Below are 23,040 nucleotides of genomic sequence, written 5' to 3' on the forward strand. Positions count from 1 at the left end.
GATTTACGAGATGTGTGTTCTAATGAAATAGAAAATCAAGCGTTTGCTAGTTACCTAGGAATTAGAGGAGGTGTTCTTATTGATAATGAACCAAGTTTTGCAGGAGTTGATGATTGTGATTTTGGAATTGCAGGTACTTCAAACTTTTTGGTTGACACCTCTGGTTGTACTTTCGAAAGATCAGAAGTGCTTTGTGGTGCAAGTATAGATATTGTTGCAGGTAATGGTTTTGCTACTTATTCTTGGGAAGAAGCAAGTAATCCAGGTGTTGTTATCGGAACAGCGCAAACGTTAACAGTAACACAAGCAGGAAGATATATTGTAACTAAAATAGCACCAGTAGGTTGTATTGATGCAACCGAAACAGTAAATGTTGTTAGTTTTAATGATGAACCAAATCCTTTAGCACCTTTTGCATCACAAGTTTTACCGGAATGTAATGGGTTTGAATTATCAGAAATTTATTTATGTGGAATTAATAGCTCTGTAGATATAAACTTACCATTTACAGGTTCAACTACAGTTAATTGGTTTAAATTAGATGATGTAGCTACTTGTACTGTTGAAGCAGTAGAAGGATGTGCTAATATAGATACAGATTGTGCATGGACAAATATTGGTGCAGAATTAGATAAGAATTTTGATACTGAAGGTGAATACCGTTTAGAGGTATTATACGATGGTCGATGTCCACAAACCTATTATTTTAATATATATAAGGCTACGTTAAACCCAACAATAACTACGCAAGATATTGTTTGTAATACACCAGGTAGTATAGCAATTACAAATGTTCCTGATGGTTACGAATACAGTTTAACAGGCCCAGGAGGTTTTAATGAACCATTTTCTACAAATGCTACTTTTTCAATAGCGGCTGCTGGAGATTATGATTTATCAATACGTTTAATAGGTGCGCCAGCCGGTTCATGTACGTACACACAAGAAAATATTAACATTCAATCGCCACCGATCCAATTAAACGTAACAGAAGTAGTTCCTGATTGTTCAGATGACGTTATACAAATAACAGCAAGTATTAGTGGCGTTCCAGGGGAGTATTCTTATGAAATTACAAGAGATGGAGTTTCCGCAGCTAGTTCAGGTGGTTTTATAGCAAACAGTAGTCAAACCTATGATTTTAACGATGGTGGTACTTTTGTAATCACAGTAACTACAGTAGATGGTTGTACAGCGCAAGAAACACGTATCATAAATAAACCACCACCAGTTACTTTAACAGCAACCACCACAAAAAATATTTCATGTGTGGATGGATCTTCTGATGGTATTATTACGTTAACCCCAGGAGGAGGAACCTTATTACCAGGTTTAACTTATAATATTTCACTTATTTCAGCTCCTGCTTCAGTAACAACGCCTGTAGCTATTACAGGATCAACGTATAATGTAGCAAACGGAAATGAAGGAACCTATGTTTTCGAAGTAACAGATAGTAATAACTGTGCTACAACAGCAACAACTACAGTTGTTGTAGAACCTGAAGTTCAATTTACAACCAATACAACCGATATTTCGTGTAATGGTTTAACGGACGGACAAATAGCGGTAAGTATTAATGGTGCAGATTTAGGGTACACATTTGAATACAGCATAGATGCAGGTGCTAATTGGAACGCAACAGGGGTGTTTTCTAACCTTGCAGCAAACCCATCTTATACAGTAAGGGTTAGAGCATCTAAAACAGGATATCAATGTATATATGATATCGAAAATATTGAAATTCAAGAACCAGCTGCATTAACAGGTGGTAGCACAACACATACCGATCATAGTTGTGATGCTAACGGTAATACGATACAAGGTACTATAAGTTTTACAGATCCAACAGGGGGTACAGGAGCGTATACTTTTTATTATAAATTAGATACAGATGCAACTTATGACCCGGCAACAAGTAATCCAGTAATTAATTTAGCAGCAGGAACCTATAATATTAGAGTAGAAGATGCTAACGGATGTCCAAGAGATTTAGCCGATGTGGTTATAGACCCAATTCCGGGTGCACCAACATTTAATCAAACTGTAGTATATAATTGTGAAGGAGAAGGAAGTATAACAATAACTCCATTTGATGCTTCATACACCTATACCTTAGACGGTACAGTAGTACAAACAGGTGCAAATGCAAACGTTTTTACTGAGGTAGCAGTAGGAGCACACTCAGTAAGAGTAAATTATTTCGGAAATTGTAGAACAGATATTCCTGTAACTGTTGCAGGAGGAAATGCTTTTTCTGGAGATATAAGAGCAACTTCAGATAGTGAATGTTTTGGTTCTGATAATGGTAGTATTACTATAGGAGCAAGTAATGTAATAGGTACTAGTTTTGAATATTCAGTTGATGGCGGAACAACTTGGTCTTTTACAGCAGACAACCCTTACAGAGTTGTAGGTTTAGCAGCGGGTACTTATGATGTTTTTATTAGAGAAGTAGATGGCGGAACAACTTGTGTAATAGATTTAGGAGATGTAACAATCACACAGCCAGACGAGTTAACATTAACAGCAGCCGTAGATCAGCAGCCAACATGTTCTGGTCCACCATCAGGAACCATTATAGCAACAGCTTCGGGTGGGGTACCACCTTATGAATTTAGTATAGATGATGGTGCTACATGGCAATCATCTAATATATTTAATGATGTACCAGGAAGAGTAACAGACTACATAGTAATGATTCGTGATAGTAGAAACTGTAACGAATGTGGTTGTACTTCAAATTTATTCGAAAACGGTAGTTTCGAGCAACCTTTAATTAATAGGCCACCAGCACCAAATTTTCAGTTTATAAATGAAGATGACGTGCCAGGTTGGGATACTAATGACCCATCAAATTTTATTGAACTTTGGCAAAGTGGATTTTTAGGAGTGCCTGCCCATGATGGTAATCAATTTGCTGAATTAAATGCAAGAAATCCAGGTTCTTTATTTCAAGAATATTGTACACAGCCTGGGGATGTAATTACTTGGTCGGTAGCACATAGAGGTAGAAATGGAACAGATGTAGCAACTGTTAAAATTGGAGATGATTTAGCAACAGCTGCTGTAGTAGAAACAATGTCTGACGGCAATACAGCATGGGGTGAATATAATGGTACATATACAGTACCAGTTGGGCAATCAACCACAGTTATAGCTTTTGATGCTTTATCTGCAGCAGGAGGAAGGTCTGTAGGTAATTTTATTGATGATGTTCAAATTACCATTGCAAGAAATAATTGTGTCCCAGTAAATGTATCTATACAAGAACCAGACACGGTTGAGTTTACTGTAACACCAGAAACATGTTACGATGGTAATAATGGTACTTTAACCGTAAATGTAACAGGTGGAAACGATGATTATTTATTTAGTTTAGATAACGGAGCTACTTGGGAAACACCAAATCCAGCAACACCAAATCAATTTGTGTTTTCTAATTTAACAGAAGGTACTTATAATGTAACCGTTCAAGACGGATTGGGATGTACAATACCGTCAATAGCTGCAACAATAAACGCACCAATAGATGCTACCGTTGCAACAACAAACCAAACGTGTAACGCTTTAGGTCAAATATCAATTACACCAACAGGAGGAGATGGTAATTACCAATATGTAGTAACACCAATTGCTCCAACAGTAGGTTCAGTAATAACAAGTACAACAAGTCCAATTGATGTTGCCGCGGGTTCTTATACGGTAAGTGTAAGAGATCAAAACGGTGCAGCAGGATTTTGTGAATATACAGAAGATGTAACCATTACCAGAATAGCAGATCCAACAATAGTAGTTACCGAAACCCAACCAGATTGTAGTGGAGGTGAAGGATCAGCAGTAGTTGTAATAAGTGATGGTACTGCAGATTATACGACTACAATTACCTTACAAGGAGCTGGAGCACCAGCACAAACATCAGGACCAGCAGTAGGAACAAATATTACATTTAATAATTTAGCAAACGGAACCTATGATATTGTAACCACGGATGTTAATGGATGTGCAACGGCAGCTTCAACGATAACAATTACGGCACCAAATGCTCTTGATGGTGATTCAAGGTTGTCACAAACATATATATGTGGACAACCAGGAGAAATCACAGTAGAAAATGTTACAGGAGGAACAGGAGATTACACGTATACATTAAGTGATGGAACAACGACAACTACTGAAACAACATCAAATGATAATTATACATTTACTGGCTTAACAGAGGGAACATATACGGTAACAATAAGCGATGCAAATAGCTGTAGTTTTACGGTAACACCAGATATTACCATTGCACCATTACCAACAGCACCAACTTTAACCAGTTCTGTAGCGTATGATTGTGAGGGAGAAGGAATAATTACTGTAGATCCTTTTGATGCTTCTTATACATACACATTAAATACAGGAACACCAGTTGTACAAACTGGAGCAAATGCAAATATTTTTACAAATGTACCAGTAGGTAATTATACGGTAACAGTAGATTACGGAAGTAGTTGTACGGTTGATGCAACAAATATTGATGTATTAGCGAATCAAGAGTTTACCGCAGCAATTACAGACTTAACAAACCCAGTTTGTATAGGAGATAGTAACGGAAGTATTGAGATAACAGCAGCATTTCCATCAGTAACACCAACAAGTTTTGAGTATTCATTAAATGGAGGAACAACTTGGAATCCAGCAGCAACAAATCCGTTTACAATACCAAATTTAGCAGCTGGAACCCATAATATATCGGTACGACCAGATAATAGTTCACCAGCAGCGTGTAATGTATCGTTGAATGAAGATTTATCAAATCCATCAGTAATAAATGTAGCAGCAACAGTAACGAAACTAATTACGTGTGATGCAGACCCTACATTAGATGGAGCAACGATCAGTATTACCGGAACAACATCCGGAGGAAACGTAGGAGCCTATTCTTATGAATTATTTGACAATGCAACAGCAACTGCACCACCAGTTCAAACAGGCGCACCATTTACCGATATTGATACTTCGGGCGATTATTGGGTAGTAGCTACAGATGCACGAGGTTGTACATCAGATCCAGTTATGGTAAATGTACCAGATGCAATACTTGTAACATTCACTGTAACGCCAGAAGTTTGTTATAATGCGACTAGCAATAACGGTACGCTAACAGTCACTATTTTAACAGGAAACGGTAACTATTTATATAGTTTAGATGGGGGAACAACTACGCAAACATCAAACATATTTACTGGTTTAACAGACGGTACGTACGATGTAACTGTAACAGATGGTTTTAATTGTACGGCAACAGTAACAGGAACCGTAATTAATCCTCAATTAACAGCAGTTGTAACCACAACAAATGAAACTTGTAATAACGGAACCATTAATATGGCCGCAAGCGGAGGCGATGGTAATTATGTGTATGCAGTTGTAACAGCAGGAGCAGCAGTTGTTTCAGGAGATTTTAGTGCAACAGCGCCAACAACAATTACTGCTGGAACTTATGATGTTTATGTACGTGATCAAAACGGAACAGGAACACCAAGTTGTGAATTTACGCAAGAAATAACCATTACCAAAATAGCAGATCCTACGATAGTAGCTACACCAACACAACCAGATTGTAGTGGAGACACAGGTTCGGTAAGTATTGCTATCAGTAACGGAACAGCAGATTATACAACCACCATAACCTTACGAGGAGCACCAGGTACTTCACAAACATCAAGTACATCATCAGATGTTAGCGTTTCTTTTAATGGTTTAGTTGACGGAACCTATGATATTGTAACCACGGATGTTAATGGATGTTCAGATACAGCAGAAATTACAATTGCTGCACCAAATGCATTGTCAGGGACAGCAGCGCAATCGCAAGATTATACGTGTGCTCAATTAGGAGAAATTACAGTAGAAAATGTAACAGGAGGAACAGCACCATATACGTATACATTAAGTGATGGAACTACTGCTACAACATTTACAACAGACATGGTAACTTTTGATCATATATTTGAAGACTTAACGGACGGAACATATACGGTAACAATAACAGATGCAAATAGCTGTAGTTATACAGTAACGCCAAATATTACCATTGCACCATTACCAGAGGAGCCAACTTTTAGTAGTGCAGTTACCTATGCATGTGATGGTACAGGAACAATTACATTAACACAAGTAACACCAGCAGCACCAGGAACGTATAATTATACTTTAGGAGGAGGAACAACCAATACTACTGGGATTTTTAGTGATTTATCGGATGGAACTTATGCGGTTAGTATTGATTACGGAAGTAGTTGTACAACAACGGTTGATAATATTACAATTTTAGACAATCAAGAGTTTACAGCACAAGTAACCGACCAATCGAATCCTGTTTGTATTGATGATACTAACGGAAGTATTGAAATAACAGCAGCATTTCCATCAGTAGCACCAACAAGCTTTGAGTATTCATTAGATGGAGGAACAAATTGGAATCCAGCAGCAACAAATCCATTTACAATTCCAAATTTAGAAGATAATACATACAATATTGTAGTAAGACCAACAGGAGCAACTACAGATTGTAATACTGCATTAGCACCGGTAACTTTATCAGATCCATCAGTAATAAATGTAGCAGCAACAGTAACCAAACAAATTACGTGTGATGCTGATCCTACATTAGACGGAGCAACAATTACCATAACACCAACAACATCAGGTGGAAATGGAGGCCCTTATACCTACGAATTGTTTGATGATAATGCAGGCGCACCAGGAGTTTTAACTCAAACAGGCGCACCTTTTACAGATATTGATACCGCAGGCAATTATTGGGTAGTAGCCACAGATGCAGAAGGTTGTACATCAGATCCAGTATTGGTAAATGTACCACCAAGGCAAACAATTGTATTTACGGCAACTCCACAATGTTACGACGGGGCTAACGGAATTATAGATTTAGATGTTTCTAATGGTAACGGAACTTACGAATACAGTTTAGACGGTACTAACTTTACGCCATTTGCACCAGCCAATGCTATAACATTTAGTATTACAGGTTTATCTAGTATTGCCTACACGGTAACTATTAGAGATATTGCTGGTTGTACAGAAACTGCTAACGTTACTATAAACGATGCTTTAGTTGCCTCTGCAACACCAACAGATATAAGTTGCGCAGACGGTCAAATACTAGTAAACCCAACAGGTGGTTCTGGTACGTATGTGTTCTCAGCAGTGCCAGATGGTAATGCTGCAGGAACATTTTCAGCAACAAACCCTATTGTATTTGCGGCAGGAGATGCAGGTACATACGATGTGTATGTGCAAGACGATGCTGGCTGTGAATATATAATACAAGATGTTATTGTAAATGAAATAACACCAGTAGCAATTACAGCTACCCCAAACCAACCACAATGTAACGGAAATACTGGTAGTATAGATGGTGTTATAACAGCCAATACAGGGCAAGCGCCATATACAATTACCATTACAAATAGCGCAGCTGTTTTAGTAGAAACTATTTCTAACTTTTCAGGAAGCAATTTTAGTTTTAATAATTTACCTGCAGAAAGTTATACAATTTCAATTACAGATGCCTTAGGGTGTACAGATACCATAACACCAGCAATTGAATTGGTAGATCCTACGCCTATAGTAATAAATATAGAGCCTGTTTTGCCACCTAATTGTCTTGTTGCAGATCCTGCTAATACTGGTTTTGAATTTAATTTTGGAAGTTTAACATTAGCAGATTACACACCTTATACATTAGAATATTCTTTAGATAACGGAGCTACTTGGACTGCTATGTCATCATTAGCAACTTCAGTTGTAGCTGGAGATAATTTATATAGTGTTAGAGGTTTAGTTCAAGGTCAAACTTATTACCCATCAATAAGGATTGTTGATGGTGGAGCAACACGTTGCCAGTTAGACAATGGTATTTTTGTGATGCCTTTTCAGGTAGCAGGTATTGTTGTTGATGTTACTCCTGGTGGAGATTGTGTAGCTGGTTATACAGTAGAAGTTGTAGCGCAAGGAGGAAATGGACCTTTTGAGTTTGGAATTAGTACTGATGACCCTATAAATACAAATACTTGGTATGGGGCTATTCAACCAGGGCCAATTGATTTAGACTCAACAAATCCTAATTCTGATTTTAGAAGATATGTTTTTACTGATATTATTCCAGGATTAAATTATTTATTTTATGTAAGAGATACAAATACAAATTGTATCCAAACAAATGATCCTGATATCCCTGTTATTTTTCCGGATTCTAATTTTGATGTAAATATCACACCAACAGCATCAAGTCAAGCTTGTAGTGCAGCTAATAACGGGTCTTTGTCTTTTGAAATAGAAGATACAGATGGTGTTTTAGCAGGTGAAGATGTAAATTGGCAATTATACGATGGTATAACAGATAGCCCAATTATAGGTATTAATGGTACATTAACAACACCAATAACATATCCGTTTACTTTAGACGGTTCGGTAACAGGAGCCGGTGGGTTAGATGGTTTATCATCTGGTTTATATTTCGTAGTAATTGAAGTTGATGCAGGTGCACCAACTGCATGTCAGTGGGCAAGTGGAGATATAGAAATTATAGAAACACAACCTATATCTGCAGATTTATCGGTAGTAAGTAATATAACTTGTAGTACAAACGGAGTTGTAAGGCTTGATAATGTTACAGGAGGAACTGCTCCTTATACATATACAGTTGCAACAGCCAATAATTTTACCATCGCAAATGCAACTGTAGTAGGAAACACTATTGAGTTTGGGTACGCAGATGTAACAGATACAACTTTAGATGTTACAAATATTACTGTAACAATTACAGATAGTAATGGTAATAGTTGTGCAACAACAGTTGGTCCGGTAGATTTAACAGTAAGTCAACCACCAGTAATTATATATACCGAGCCTAATAGCTGTGATGCAAACAAAACAATTACAGTAAGAGTAAATAGTGGTACAGGGCCTTATCAATTCTCTGTAGATGGCGGAACATTTAGCAGCGTAATTGCTTTAGATGGTGGTTCAGGTTATGCAGAATTTATTGCACAAAACTTAACACCAGGAAACCATGTAATTACAGTAAGAGATGCTAACGGCTGTACGGTTGATACAAATGTAGATATTCAACCAGATTTAGAATACGAAGTTAATTTAACTAAAAACTTAACTTGTGATCCTGCACCAACAGAAGCAACCTACAGAATAGAGAATGTAACAGGTAGTGGATCTTATACCTATGAAATAAATGGTGCTGTAAGTGGAAATGTTGTTCCAGCAGTTACAGCTTTACCAGCTACACCATTTGTATTTAGCACTGCAATTGCAGATGAATACACTATAACGATTACAGATACTGTAGAGGGTTGTACCAATACAAAAGTATTTACCGTTGCACCAGCAGTTGAACCAGCCTTTACCACAGCAGTAGTTGATGCAACCTGTAATGGTGGAGCCAACGGAAGTATCGCAGTTGCTGTAACCGCAGGATTAACGCCGTTAACATATAGTATAGTTCAAACAGTAGGTTCAGGATTAGTGGCAGGACAAGCAACATGGGATGCAGCAAGCAATTCATTTATCAACGTGCCAGCCGGAACCTATACAGTAACTGTTACAGGAGATAATGGTTGTTCAACTGATGAAACAGGTATTATTGTAGATGATAACGACCCATTAACAGTAACTGCACCAACAGCAGTTCAGTTTGGATGTACAACAGGTAACGATGTAAACAATGCTACGTTAAGTATTGATACAGCTTCTGATGTAGGAGGAGGAAGTTTATCTTATTCAACCGTAGAATTGTACCATGATGTTAATGGAGATAATCCAGCAGATAACTTATCAAATACAGCAGACGATGTTTTAGTAAACACCGTAACGGTAACATTACCAGTTTATGAATTTTCAATAAGCGATGTTGCGGGCGGCAGTTATTATGTACGTATTGTAGATAGTGCAAATTGTGAAGCAGTATCAGCATCAACTGTTATAGATGCTTTTGATCCTATTACAGATATTGATATCAATTCAGTAAAAGGTATCGATTGTCAAGACGGAGAAAATATCTCAGTAAAAACAAGTACTGATATTGATGGAGTAATTTATGATATTACAAATGCCCCAGCAGGATATTTAGGGTCAACAAGTGAAACAGTAGTATTAGGAACAGACCCAGCAACATTTACAGATTTACCAACAGGAACGTACACGATAACGGCAACACACCCATTAACAGGTTGTGTGTTTACGAAAGAGTATACGGTAGGTAATCCACCAACGTTTACGGTAATCGCAAACAATCCGCAAGCAACCTGTTTCGGAATTGCAGGTGGAAGTATCGATATTAGTTTTGATGCAAGTACAACTTATGGAGGAGTTTATGACTATGAAGTTTTAGATACTTCAGGAAATTCTTTAGCAATTCCAATTACAGGAACAGGAATAAGCGGAGTAACAACCGAAACTATTACAGGTTTATTAGCTGGTACATATTATGTAGAAATTACAATGACTGATACACCTTTCTGTACAGAGCCAACGAATCAGTTTACAATCAATCAGCCTACGGCAGCAATTTCAGTAGCAGGAGTTGTAAATCCAGGAGTAAGTTGTACAGGAATTGCCGATGCAACAATTACAGCAACCGGAGCAGATGGTTTTGGCGGATACACGTATCAGTTAGAATCACCAGTAGGAACTATTGTAGCAGGTTACGATTTTGCAACCAACGGAACAAACAATGTGTTTACAGGCTTAGCAGCAGGAAATTATACGATACGAGTACGAGATGTAAACGATTGTGAAGGAATATCAGCAGATGTAGTTGTTCCTGATCCAACACCAGTAACCGCAACAACTACTCATATAGATAATTCATGTGATACAACAGTTGGCGGAAGTATTGAAGTAACCGCAGGAGGCGGAACCGGAAGTTATACCTATGTATTAACGAATAGTGGTGGAACAGAAGTAGCAAATTCAGGTTTAACAACGACTACACCTTATACTTTTAGTAATTTATCAGCAGAAACATACACGGTAAGTGTAACCGATTCAAACGGATGTATTGCACCAGCACCGGCAGATGTTATTATAAATGAAGATTTAATTTTCACGTTAACCGAAACCAAGAACTTAACATGTAATGCACCAACAGATGCAGATGTTGTTATAAACATTGCTTCAGGTACAGGACCGTATACATACGAAGTCACAGGTCCAATAGGTTTTACGGCAATTCCAGCAGGAACAACCCTAACAAGTGGAGATATATTCAACCCAACAGTAGTAGGAACGTATACGGTAACAGTTATAGATACTGGAGCAAATCCAAGTTGTGATGTAACAAGAACAATTGAGATTGCAGAAGGATTACTACCAGCATTCACAACAGCTGTAACAGATGCAACATGTAATGGTGGAGCCAACGGAAGTATAGCAGTTGCTGTAACTGCAGGGTTAACGCCATTAACATACAGTATTGTTAAAACAGATTTACCAGCTTTAGGTGCGGGATTAGCTAGCTGGGATGCGGCAAGCAACTCATTTATCAATGTACCAGCCGGAACCTATACGGTAACTGTTACAGGAGATAATGGTTGTTCAACTGATGAACCAGGTATTTTAGTAGAAGATAACCAATTATTAACAGTAAACGCACCAACGCCAGTTCAGTTTGGTTGTACTACAGCAAATGATGTAAACAACGCTACGTTAAGCATTAATGCATTAGATGGATCAGGAGTTTCAGGCGGAACAACTGTATATTCAACAGTAGAACTGTATCATGATGTTAGTGGAAATAATTCAGTAGATAACTTATCAAATACAGCAGATGATGTTTTAATAAATACTGTAACAGTAACAGGAACAACACATGTATTTTCAATAAGCGATGTTGCGGGCGGTAGTTATTATGTACGTATTGTAGATAGTGCTAATTGTGAAGCAGTATCAACATCAACGGTAATCAATGCTTTTGATCCTATTACAGATATTGCTATCGATTCAGTAAAAGATATCGATTGTCAAGACGGAGAAAATATTGAAGTAAAAACAAGTACAAATATTGACGGTGTTATTTATGATATTACAAATGCTCCAGCAGCATATGTAGGTCCAACATCAGAAACAGTAGCAGCAGGAACAGATCCAGCATTAACATTTACAGACTTACCAACAGGTTCGTATACGATAACAGCAACACACCCAGTAACAGGTTGTGTGTTTACAAAAACATATACGGTAGATACAGCACCAGACTTTACGGTAATTGCAAACAACCCGCAAGCAACTTGTTTCGGAATTGCAGGTGGAAGTATCGATATTAGTTTTGATGCAAGTACTCCTTTTAACGGAGCTACGGATGTTTATAATTACGAAGTATTTAATCAAGATACTACTACAACGGGAATTACAAGCGGAGGAGTTCCAGTAAATGGAGGAGCTACACAAACAATTACAGGTTTATCAGCAGGAACTTACTATGTAGTAATAACGATGGTAAATACACCTTTCTGTTCAGAACAAACAAATCAGTTTACAATAAATGAGCCAACGGCTATTTTAGCAGTAACAGGAGTTGTAACTAAAGAGGTGAGTTGTACAGGAGATTCTGATGCAACAATTACAGCAACAGGAGCAGACGGTTTTGGCGGATACACGTATCAATTAGAAGATTCAGCAACTAATGTAGCAATAGTAGGTTATGATTTTGCAACCAACGGAACAAACAATGTGTTTACAGGTTTAGCAGCAGGAAATTATACGATACGAGTACGAGATGTAAACGATTGTGAAGGAACATCAGTAAATGTAGAAGTTGCCGATCCAATTGCAGTAAGTTTTACAGCAGTTGATACAGATAATGCTTGTGATACGAATTTAGATGGAAGTATTTTAGTAACAGCAGCAGGCGGAACGGGAAGTTATACCTATGTATTAACCAACAGTGGCGGAACAGAAATTGCAAACACAGGTGTAATTGCAACAACTACGCATACGTTTAATAATTTAACTGCAGATACGTATACGGTAAGTGTAACCGATTCAAACGGATGTGCACAACAAGCCCCAATAGATGTAATAATAAGTGAAGATTTAATTTTCACTTTAGATGAAACCAAGAACTTAACATGTAATGCACCAACGGCAGCAGAAGTTGTAATAGAAGTAACATCAGGTTCAGGAAGTTATACGTATGAAATTATAGGACCAAGTGCTACAGTAGCAGCAGGAACTGCTTTTACAAGTCCGTTAACTTTTAATCCAACAGTAGTAGGAACGTATACGGTAACAGTTATAGATACTGGAGCAAATCCAAGTTGTGATGTAACAAGAACAATTGAGATTGAAGCTGCTACATTACCAAGTTTTACAGCATCAGTAATTACAGATAATATTTGTAACGGTGCATCAAACGGAGCGATACGAGTAACAGCTATAGATAATGGTATTTCGCCATTAACTTATACAATTTCACCTAACGTTGGTACTTTTGATGCAACAACAAATACGTTTGAAGGTTTACCAGCAGATACTTACATTATAACCGCAACAGGTGCTAATGGTTGTACTTTTGATGTAACTGAAACTGTAAATGAAAATCCAATTATTGATATTTCAGGAGCAGTTACCGTAACAGATTTTGATTGTGCTGTAGGAACAAATACTACAAACAATGCAACCATATCTGTTGATACAACAGGAGCAGGTGGTACGGGTGATTTTGTTAGAGCAATATTTGTATATGATAACAATACCCCAGCAGATACATCAGATGATATAACGCAAGACAGTGGTGTGTTTAACTTTACAATAACAAACGAAGCAGGCGGTGAGGTAACCGTAACAGTTTTCGATAGCAACAACTGTGCTGACTCAGCAACAAGAACTATTGCTCCTTTCGCAAGAATAACAACAGTAACGATTACTGCAGACAGAGCGATTGATTGTGATGAAGGTGAAGATATTGTAGCAACTTATACAAGTACATTATCAATAACTAATGTTGAATACAGGTTATATAATAATACATCAAATACATTATTAGAAACAAGAATAGTTGATGGTGATTTTGTTACCTTATTACCAACAGGAGTTTACAGAATAGAAGTAGAAAATACCGATACAAATTGTGTGTTTACAGAATTTTATACCGTAAATGATGCCCCAGTATTCGATTTAATTATTAATAACATTCAGCGTGCATGTTTTAATGGTACAGCAAGTGTAGATGTAAGCTTTAGTCCAACATCACCATATAGTGGAGATTACACATATGAAGTGTTTAATGTTGGTGGTGTAACCACTGGTATTACAGGAGCAGGAGTAGGAACTACAGCAACAACCATTACAGGTTTAGCTGCAGGTAATTATTATGTAACAATTTCAATGATTGATACACCATTCTGTTCACCAGAATCAAACCCTTTCGAAATTGTACAACCAACTATTGATTTAGCATTGTCAGAAGAATTAACGTACATAAAATGTACGCCATCAGATTCTGGTCAAGTTAGTTTAACTGCATCAGGTGGTTGGGGAGTTTATGAATATCAGTTAGTAAACAATACAACAGGAAATACTATTCAGACTTTCGATAATAATTCAGTAATTACAGGCTTAACAGCAGGTGATTATACTGCAACAGTAAGAGATGCTAATAATTGTATAGAAGCAATCACTTTTACTTTAGAGGATGGTATACCAATAACGGGTGCTTTTACAGTAACACCAAATGTTTGTATTGATGAAAGTACAGCAACCATTTCGGTTGATGCAGTTGGAGGTCAATTACAAGCAGGAACCCCTTTATTGTCATACACGTATATCTTAGAATACCCTGACGGAACAAGAACAGCAAGTCAATCATCAAATACGTTCACTAATTTACCAGCAGGTATTGGGTATTATGTATTAGTAGCAGATGGTTATTCTTGTGACGGTAGAGTTGGACCTATTGATATTGTAGATCCTACAGAAGTAGTAGCATCAGCAGATATTATAGAGGTTATTACTTGTAACAGAGCAGAAGCAGTTGTAGAAGTTTCAGGAACTGGCGGAACAGGACCTTATGAATTTAGTACAGATGGTATTAATTTTATAGCTGCTAATGCGGCACCAAACCATAGGTTTGATCTTCCTGCAGGAGAACACCAAATATATGTAAGAGATAACGAAGCATGTATTTCTGATGCCATAACGGTAAGAGTTAATCCTTATACAGATGTAACAGCAACCTTAGATGTTTCATCGGCATTTATTACGTGTAATGGTGACGCAAATGGCGTATTAATAGCGAATGCTCAAGACGGATTTGGAAACTATGAATATCAATTAGTAGATGAAAATGATGTTGAAATAAGAACGTGGCAAAGTGATAATTCATTTACAGGTTTAGGAGTTGGTACGTATAAAATTAATGTAAGAAGTACCAATGCAGCAGGTGAAGTTTGTAGCACTGTAACGGGTGAGTATACCATAGCAGAACCAATAGCATTAACGGGTACAGCAGTAGCAACCCAAAATGTAACATGTTTTGGAGGTAGCACAGGTATTATTACAGCACAAGGTTTTGAGGGTAATGGAGGTTATGAATATAACATTATTTCGGTACCAGCAAATCCGCTATATCCAGCAGATAAGTTTGTAACAAACGGTGTGTTCGAAAATTTACCAGCAGCAACCTATTATGTAACCATAAAAGATGTTATAGGATGTACAATTGTACCACCAATTGAAGTTGTTATAACTGAACCAGATGCATTACAAATAGGTTTAAACAGCGTAACGCAACAAACGTGTTTAAATGATCCTTCACCAATAATTACTGTTGATGTACAAGGAGGAACACAACCATACTTTATTAGTATTAATAATGTTGAAATTGCAGCGCCATATAATACAGGTACAATTAGTTTAGGTGCGGCAGAAGGTATTGAAGATGATACTGTATATGTAATTAGTGTAAGAGATAGTGGTGGCGGATGTCCTTCAGTAGCTTTACCAGCCATTACAACAGATGAAGCTATAGACCTTGATTTAACAGTAGATTGGGAGTATACCTGTCCGGTAGGAAATATTATTGTTGCAATTGTTGCCGATCAATATAAGAATAACATGTCTTATACGTTATATGATGGTGCAGGTAGCGCTGTTGCAACAAATACAACAGGTGAATTTGTTGATGTAGCTGCAGGTAACGGTTATACGGTTACAGCAACAAACACAATATCAAGTTGTGCTCAAAGCTCAAGTGATTCGATAGACATTGAAGATATTCAAGCATTAACGATGTTTATTGACGATTCACAAAAAAATAAGTTAATAGCAAATGTAAACTTTGGTTTACCTCCTTATAACTTTACAGTTGATGGAGTAGATTACGGAGAGGAAAACGAATTTACAATTCTACAAACTAAAGATTACACCATAACTGTAACCGATGCAAGAGGTTGTCAAGTAACAATTACGATAAGAGGCGTTTATGTAACTATTACGGTGTTAAATTTATTTACGCCAGATGGTGATGGAACAAACGACTTCTGGTATCCATTAGAAGTAGAACCGTATCATAATATAAAAGTATATATTTTTGATAGATATGCTCGTAAGATTGTTAATTATCAAGGTGTTGTGCAAGGATGGGACGGTACTTATGAAGGTAAACCATTACCAGCAGGAGATTACTGGTATACTATTTACTTTAATGAATTATCAGGAGAAGAGAAAAAGTTAATGGGACACTTTACATTATATAGATAAAAATGAGAAAGATATTAATAATAATAAGTATCCTAATTTGTAGTGTCAAATTAGTAGCTCAAGAGGTAAATTTACCTCAATATATAAGTCATATGGCAGATAATCCTTTTTTAATATCGCCAAGTTATGCAGGTATTGGAAGTGGGTTACAAGTACGATTAAATGGTGTAAGCCAATGGGTTGGTGTTGATGGAGCTCCAGATACACAATCGTTAGTGGTTGAAGCGCGTTTAGCAGATCGTTTTGGTGGTGGTATTACTATTTTTAATGATAAAAACGGATTTACTTCTCAGAAAGGAGTGAAGTTATCATTGGCAAGTCACTTAACATTAAGTAATTTTCATGATAGTTTTTTATCATTTGGTTTAAGCTATAATTTTGTTCAATTTGGTATCGATACTTCAGAAAATAATTCAGGAGAAACAGTGCCTAATAGAACACTTACAAACTCTAATTTTGATGTAGGTATGTTATACCGTTACGAACGATTTAGTGTGAGTGTAAACGCAAATAATCTGTTAAATAAAAAAATAGAAAACTTTGCTACCAACGAACCAGAATCTTTACGAAGATTTACATTATATACATCGTATGTATTGGCAAGAATTAGCAATATGGTAGAGATAGAACCGTCTATTTTTGTTGAATACTACGAAGCTGATAAAAGATCGAGAACCGATATGAATGTAAAAGTAAGAAAAGGTATTAATGACGGGTATGTTTGGGCAGGTTTAAGTTATACATTCTTAAATGATCAATTTTTTGAACCTAATGCAATAGCACCGTTAATAGGTTTAAAAAAGAACAACTTATATATGTCTTACGGTTTTAGTGTTAATGTAAATAAAACACAAGATTTTAATTATGGTACACACATGATCACACTTGGTTTTGATTACGATAGAAGACCTAGTTTAGCACGTTGTACGCAGAAAATGATGATTTTTTAAAAAAACAAAATAATATAGTAAGATCCTCAAGCTAAAACTTGGGGATTTTCTTTTTCTTTGCAGTAATGGAAAACAAGAATAAAGTATCAACAAATCTTAATAAATTTATAAGCAGTACGGGGATTTGTTCTCGTAGGGATGCCGAAAAATTTATTGCAGCGGGTAGAGTAACCATCAATAAAAATGTTGCTCAATTAGGTAATAGAGTTTTTGAAGGAGATAAAGTACATGTAGATGGTCGTTTATTAGAACCAAAACCTACTACACTTTACATCGCATTAAACAAACCAGTAGGTATTGTTTGTACGACCGATAGTAAAGAAAAAAAGAACATTGTAAAATTTGTAGGCCATCCAGAAAGATTATTTCCTATTGGACGTTTAGATAAACCCTCTGAAGGGTTAATATTTTTAACCAATGATGGTGATATCGTTAATAAAATTTTACGCGCAGGAAACAACCACGAAAAAGAATACATTGTTACGGTTGATAAACAGATAACGGATGATTTTATCGCAAGAATGGGTAATGGAATTCCTATTTTAGGAACCGTAACTCAAAAATGTAAGGTGAAGAAAATAAATGATTTTACCTTTCAAATTATTTTAACCCAAGGTTTAAATCGTCAAATACGACGAATGTGTGAATATTTAGAATACGAAGTAACGAAGTTAAAACGCGAACGTATTATGAATGTTTCTTTAGATAAACTAAAACCTGGTGATTGGCGAGAATTAACAAGTGATGAGATGAAAGAAATCAACGAAATGATTGCTAGTTCTTCTAAAACAGAAGAAGCATCTACAGTTGTTGAGAAAAAAAGCCAAAACAACCAAAAAAGAAGGAAGTACAAAAGCAAGACGATTTTAATAAAAAAAGTGCTGCTTTTAGAAAAAATTCACCAAAATCAAAAAGAAATTCTAACCAAAAATTTGGACGTAAACGTAAATAAAAGGCCTTTATAAAGAAGGTAGTTGTAGGCATGAAATATAAAATTTACGCAACAGCCAGCTACTTACTAATTATTATGATTTTATTTACTTTTCCAATTCTTAAATAAGCGTATCTTTGTCACTTATGCAATTCGACTTAAAAACAACCGACCCAAAAAGTAAAGCACGAGCAGGTGTTATTACAACCGATCACGGAACAATAGAAACTCCAATATTCATGCCTGTAGGTACAGTAGGTACTGTAAAAGGTGTGCATCAATCAGAGTTAAAAAACGAGATCAATCCAGATATAATTTTAGGAAATACCTATCACTTATATTTACGCCCTAAATTAGAAACTTTAGAAGCCGCAGGAGGTTTGCATAAGTTTATGAATTGGGATCGTAATATTTTAACTGATAGTGGTGGATATCAAGTGTATTCGCTTTCTGGAAGAAGAAAAATTAACGAAGAAGGAGTTAAGTTTAAAAGTCATATTGACGGATCTACACATTTCTTTACTCCAGAAAATGTGATGGAAACTCAACGTACCATTGGTGCCGATATTATTATGGCATTTGATGAGTGTACTCCATATCCTTGTGATTATAATTACGCAAAACGCTCTATGCATATGACGCATAGATGGTTGAAAAGATGTGTAAATCATTTAGAAAAATTACCTTTTAAGTACGGATACGAACAAACGTTTTTTCCTATTGTACAAGGAAGTACTTATAAAGATTTACGAAAACAATCTGCTGAATATATAGCGTCTGTAGGAGCACAAGGAAATGCTATTGGTGGTCTTTCTGTAGGTGAACCAGCAGAGGAATTATACGCAATGACAGAAATAGTAACGGCTATTTTACCTGAAGACAAACCACGTTATTTAATGGGGGTAGGAACTCCTATTAATATTTTAGAAAACATAGCCTTAGGTATCGATATGTTCGATTGTGTAATGCCAACACGTAATGCACGTAATGGGATGTTATTTACTGCACACGGCTCTATAAATATTAAAAATAAAAAGTGGGAACAAGATTTTTCTCCTATTGATGAAATGGGAATTACTTGGGTAGATACCATGTACTCGAAGGCATACTTACGTCACCTTTTTGCAGCAAAAGAAATGTTAGGTAAACAAATAGCGTCTATTCATAATTTAGGATTCTATTTATGGTTAACAAGAGAAGCAAGAAAACACATTTTAGCTGGAGACTTTACAGAGTGGAAAGATAAAATGGTAAAACAAATGGACAATCGTTTATAAAAAACTAGTTTTTTGAAAATACTTGATTGGTACATATTAAAGCGCTACTTAGTAACATTTTTGTTTACTTTATTAATACTAATACCTATTGCGGTAGCTATTGATATTGCAGAAAAAATAGATAAATTTTTACGTGATGAAAACTTAACTTTTTATGAGGTAGCAGTTGATTATTATGTGAATTTTATTATCTATTATGCCAATACATTTATGCCTTTGGCATTATTTATAGGCGTAATTTTATTTACATCGCGATTAGCAAATAACACAGAAATTGTAGCTGTAAATGGTTCTCAAGTATCATTTACTCGTTTTTTATTCCCTTATTTTATGGGAGCAACGATAGTTTGTTTTGTAGCTTTATCTATGAATCATTTTTTTGTACCTACAAGTAGTAAGGTTAGAAAAGCGTTCGAAAAAAAGTATTTAAAGAAAAAAAAGTATGCAGATAAAAGCATTAAAGAATTTAGCTTACAGTTAAATGATAGTACTTATGTATACCTTCAGCGCTTTGATTTAAAAAGAAATTCAGGGTATAATTTTTCTACGGAGATTTATGACGGAATTCAATTAAAACAGCAGCTAACAGCAGATAATATCAATTGGAAAGAAAAAGACAGTGTTTTTAAACTTTATAATTGGAAAATAAGAAAAATATTTAAAGATAGAGATAGTATATTTTCAGGGACTTCTCTAGATACCACTTTTGCTTTCACACCTAAAGACTTTAATTATAAAAATATTTTAGCGCAAGAAATGAGATCTCCAGAATTGATTAAATTTATTGAAATTTCTAAAAGTAGAGGTGCTAAGAACTTAAATGTTTATTTGGTAGAATTGTATAAACGTACCAGTTTACCAGTGGCATGTTATATTTTAACTTTAATAGCAGTTGCTTTAGCGTACAAGAAAAAACGAGGAGGAATTGGCTTAAACTTAGCCTTAGGAATCTCAGTAATGTTTGTGTACGTTTTTTTCTTAAAAGTAGCAGAGGTTTTAGGAGGAGTAGCAGGCGCAAATGCTTTATTAAATGTATGGGTACCAAATATGGTATTTGGAGCTTATGCAATTTACTTATACATTAATGGAAGGAAATAAATTAAAAAACTACCTACACCTACATTTTATTGTTTTTATTTGGGGGTTTACAGCGATACTAGGCGCATTAATATCTGTAGATGCGATACCGTTAGTTTGGTTTAGAATGTCGCTTGCAGTAGTGTTTATAGCACTCTATTTTATAACCCGTAGAAAATCATTTAAAGTAGATAAAATAGGATTGTTAAAATTTGCAATATCAGGTGTAATTATAGCATTGCATTGGGTTACCTTCTTTAAAGCTATAAAAGTATCAAATGTATCGGTCGCTTTAGTAACGATGAGTACAGGAGCTTTCTTTGCGTCATTAATTGAACCTGTTTTTTTTAAAAGAAAAATAAAAGCAATCGAAATTTTATTAGGCATATTGGTAATTGCTGGGCTATATATTATCTTTAATTTTCAAAGTCAATATACTTTAGGAATTATTTATGCATTAATTTCAGCCTTTTTATCAGCCTTATTTGCTGTTTTAAACGGCTTGTTTATCAAAAAATACGATGCAAATATTATCTCTTTTTATCAATTAATGTTTGGTGCTTTAGGGATAACTTTATACTTATTATTTACACAAAAATTTTCGATTGAATTTTTTCAAATATCAACAAATGATTGGTTGTATCTAATCATATTAAGTAGTTTTTGTACGGCCTATGCTTTTATCGCATCTGTACAAGTAATGAAATACTTAACGCCGTATACCGTAATGTTAACGATTAACTTAGAGCCTGTGTATGCTATTATTTTAGCGTTGATTATATTCGGAGAAAAAGAACAAATGAGTACTGAGTTTTATTACGGAGCATTTATTGTGCTTTTCGTAGTTTTATTAAACGGTGTTTTAAAAAATACCAACTTCATAAAAAGCAAGTTCAGTAAAAAATAGTATTATTAAAAAAGGGAAAAAGCTAAAATTTACAATTTTTTAGTATGTTTGCCTTTACAAACGACTAATATAAAATCAAACTATATATAATGGAATATTTAGATTTTGAATTGCCAATAAAAGAGTTAGAAGATCAATTGGCAAAATGTTTTGATATAGGAAAAGAAAGTGATGTAGATGTTACAGCAACCTGTAAGAAGATAGAAAGAAAATTAGAAAAAGCAAAAAAAGATATATACAAAAATTTATCGCCTTGGCAGCGTGTACAATTATCACGTCATCCAAATCGCCCATATACATTAGATTATATCAATGCTATTTGTGGTAATACTTTTATGGAGTTACACGGTGATCGTAATGTAAAAGACGATAAAGCCATGATTGGTGGCTTAGGTAAAATAGGCGATCAATCGTTTATGTTTATTGGGCAACAAAAAGGATACAACACAAAAACACGTCAGTATCGTAACTTCGGAATGGCAAATCCAGAAGGATACCGTAAAGCTTTGCGTTTAATGAAAATGGCAGAAAAGTTTGGTATTCCTGTAGTTACTTTATTAGATACTCCAGGGGCATACCCAGGTTTAGAAGCTGAAGAACGTGGACAAGGAGAAGCTATTGCACGTAACATTCTTGAAATGACTCGTCTTAAAACGCCTATTATAACGATTGTTATTGGTGAAGGAGCATCTGGAGGAGCAATTGGTATTGGAGTAGGAGATAAAGTATATATGATGGAAAACACATGGTATACCGTAATTTCACCAGAATCATGCTCGTCTATTTTATGGCGTAGTTGGGAGTATAAAGAGCAAGCGGCTGAAGCATTAAAATTAACAGGTGATGATATGAAGCGATTAAAATTAATTGACGGAATTATTGAAGAGCCTTTAGGTGGTGCACATTCTAATAGAGAAGCTGCTTTTTTAGCAGTACAGGAACAAATTATAAGCGCTTTTGATGAACTGAAAGACTTAAATGATACTGATTTAGTAGCTCAACGTATGGATAAATACGCTAATATGGGTGTTTACAAAGAATAATCTTATTACATATTTCATAAAAAAACCTCGTCTTTAAGATGAGGTTTTTTTATGAAATTTAGTAATTTCGGTT

7 protein-coding genes are annotated in these 23,040 nt (G+C 35.6%); all 7 read left to right on the forward strand.

The window, feature by feature from the left end:
* Positions 1 to 12: 12 nt before the first annotated feature.
* Positions 13 to 16,782 carry a T9SS type B sorting domain-containing protein gene (locus RRF68_RS01695; protein ID WP_315944781.1) on the forward strand — a complete coding sequence of 5,590 codons (16,770 nt, stop codon included), beginning with the start codon at positions 13 to 15 and terminating at the stop codon, positions 16,780 to 16,782.
* 2 nt (positions 16,783 to 16,784) lie between these two features.
* The gene (locus tag RRF68_RS01700) at positions 16,785 to 17,732 is read left to right on the forward strand and encodes a type IX secretion system membrane protein PorP/SprF (protein WP_315944782.1); all 948 of its coding nucleotides are present in this window, start codon (positions 16,785 to 16,787) and stop codon (positions 17,730 to 17,732) included.
* Positions 17,733 to 17,797: 65 nt separating this feature from the next.
* On the forward strand, positions 17,798 to 18,697 hold the full coding sequence (gene rluF, locus RRF68_RS01705; RefSeq protein ID WP_315944783.1) for a 23S rRNA pseudouridine(2604) synthase RluF: 900 nt from the start codon (positions 17,798 to 17,800) through the stop codon (positions 18,695 to 18,697).
* Positions 18,698 to 18,809: 112 nt separating this feature from the next.
* Positions 18,810 to 19,940, forward strand: coding sequence for a tRNA guanosine(34) transglycosylase Tgt (tgt, locus tag RRF68_RS01710; protein WP_218772735.1), 1,131 nt, complete (start codon positions 18,810 to 18,812; stop codon positions 19,938 to 19,940).
* Positions 19,941 to 19,952: 12 nt separating this feature from the next.
* Complete coding sequence (locus tag RRF68_RS01715; protein WP_315944784.1) at positions 19,953 to 21,038, forward strand: LptF/LptG family permease; 1,086 nt, start codon at positions 19,953 to 19,955, stop codon at positions 21,036 to 21,038.
* Positions 21,025 to 21,924 (forward strand): DMT family transporter, encoded by a 900-nt coding sequence (locus RRF68_RS01720; protein WP_315944785.1) that lies wholly within the window; start codon positions 21,025 to 21,027, stop codon positions 21,922 to 21,924. The genes RRF68_RS01715 and RRF68_RS01720 overlap by 14 nt, the downstream gene beginning before the upstream one ends.
* 89 nt (positions 21,925 to 22,013) lie before the next feature.
* Positions 22,014 to 22,967, forward strand: coding sequence for an acetyl-CoA carboxylase carboxyltransferase subunit alpha (locus tag RRF68_RS01725; protein ID WP_218772732.1), 954 nt, complete (start codon positions 22,014 to 22,016; stop codon positions 22,965 to 22,967).
* The last annotated feature ends 73 nt before the right edge of the window (positions 22,968 to 23,040 follow it).

Origin of the sequence: Tenacibaculum sp. HL-MS23, from assembly GCF_032463465.1 — a bacterium.
GTDB lineage: Bacteria > Bacteroidota > Bacteroidia > Flavobacteriales > Flavobacteriaceae > Polaribacter > Polaribacter bernardetii.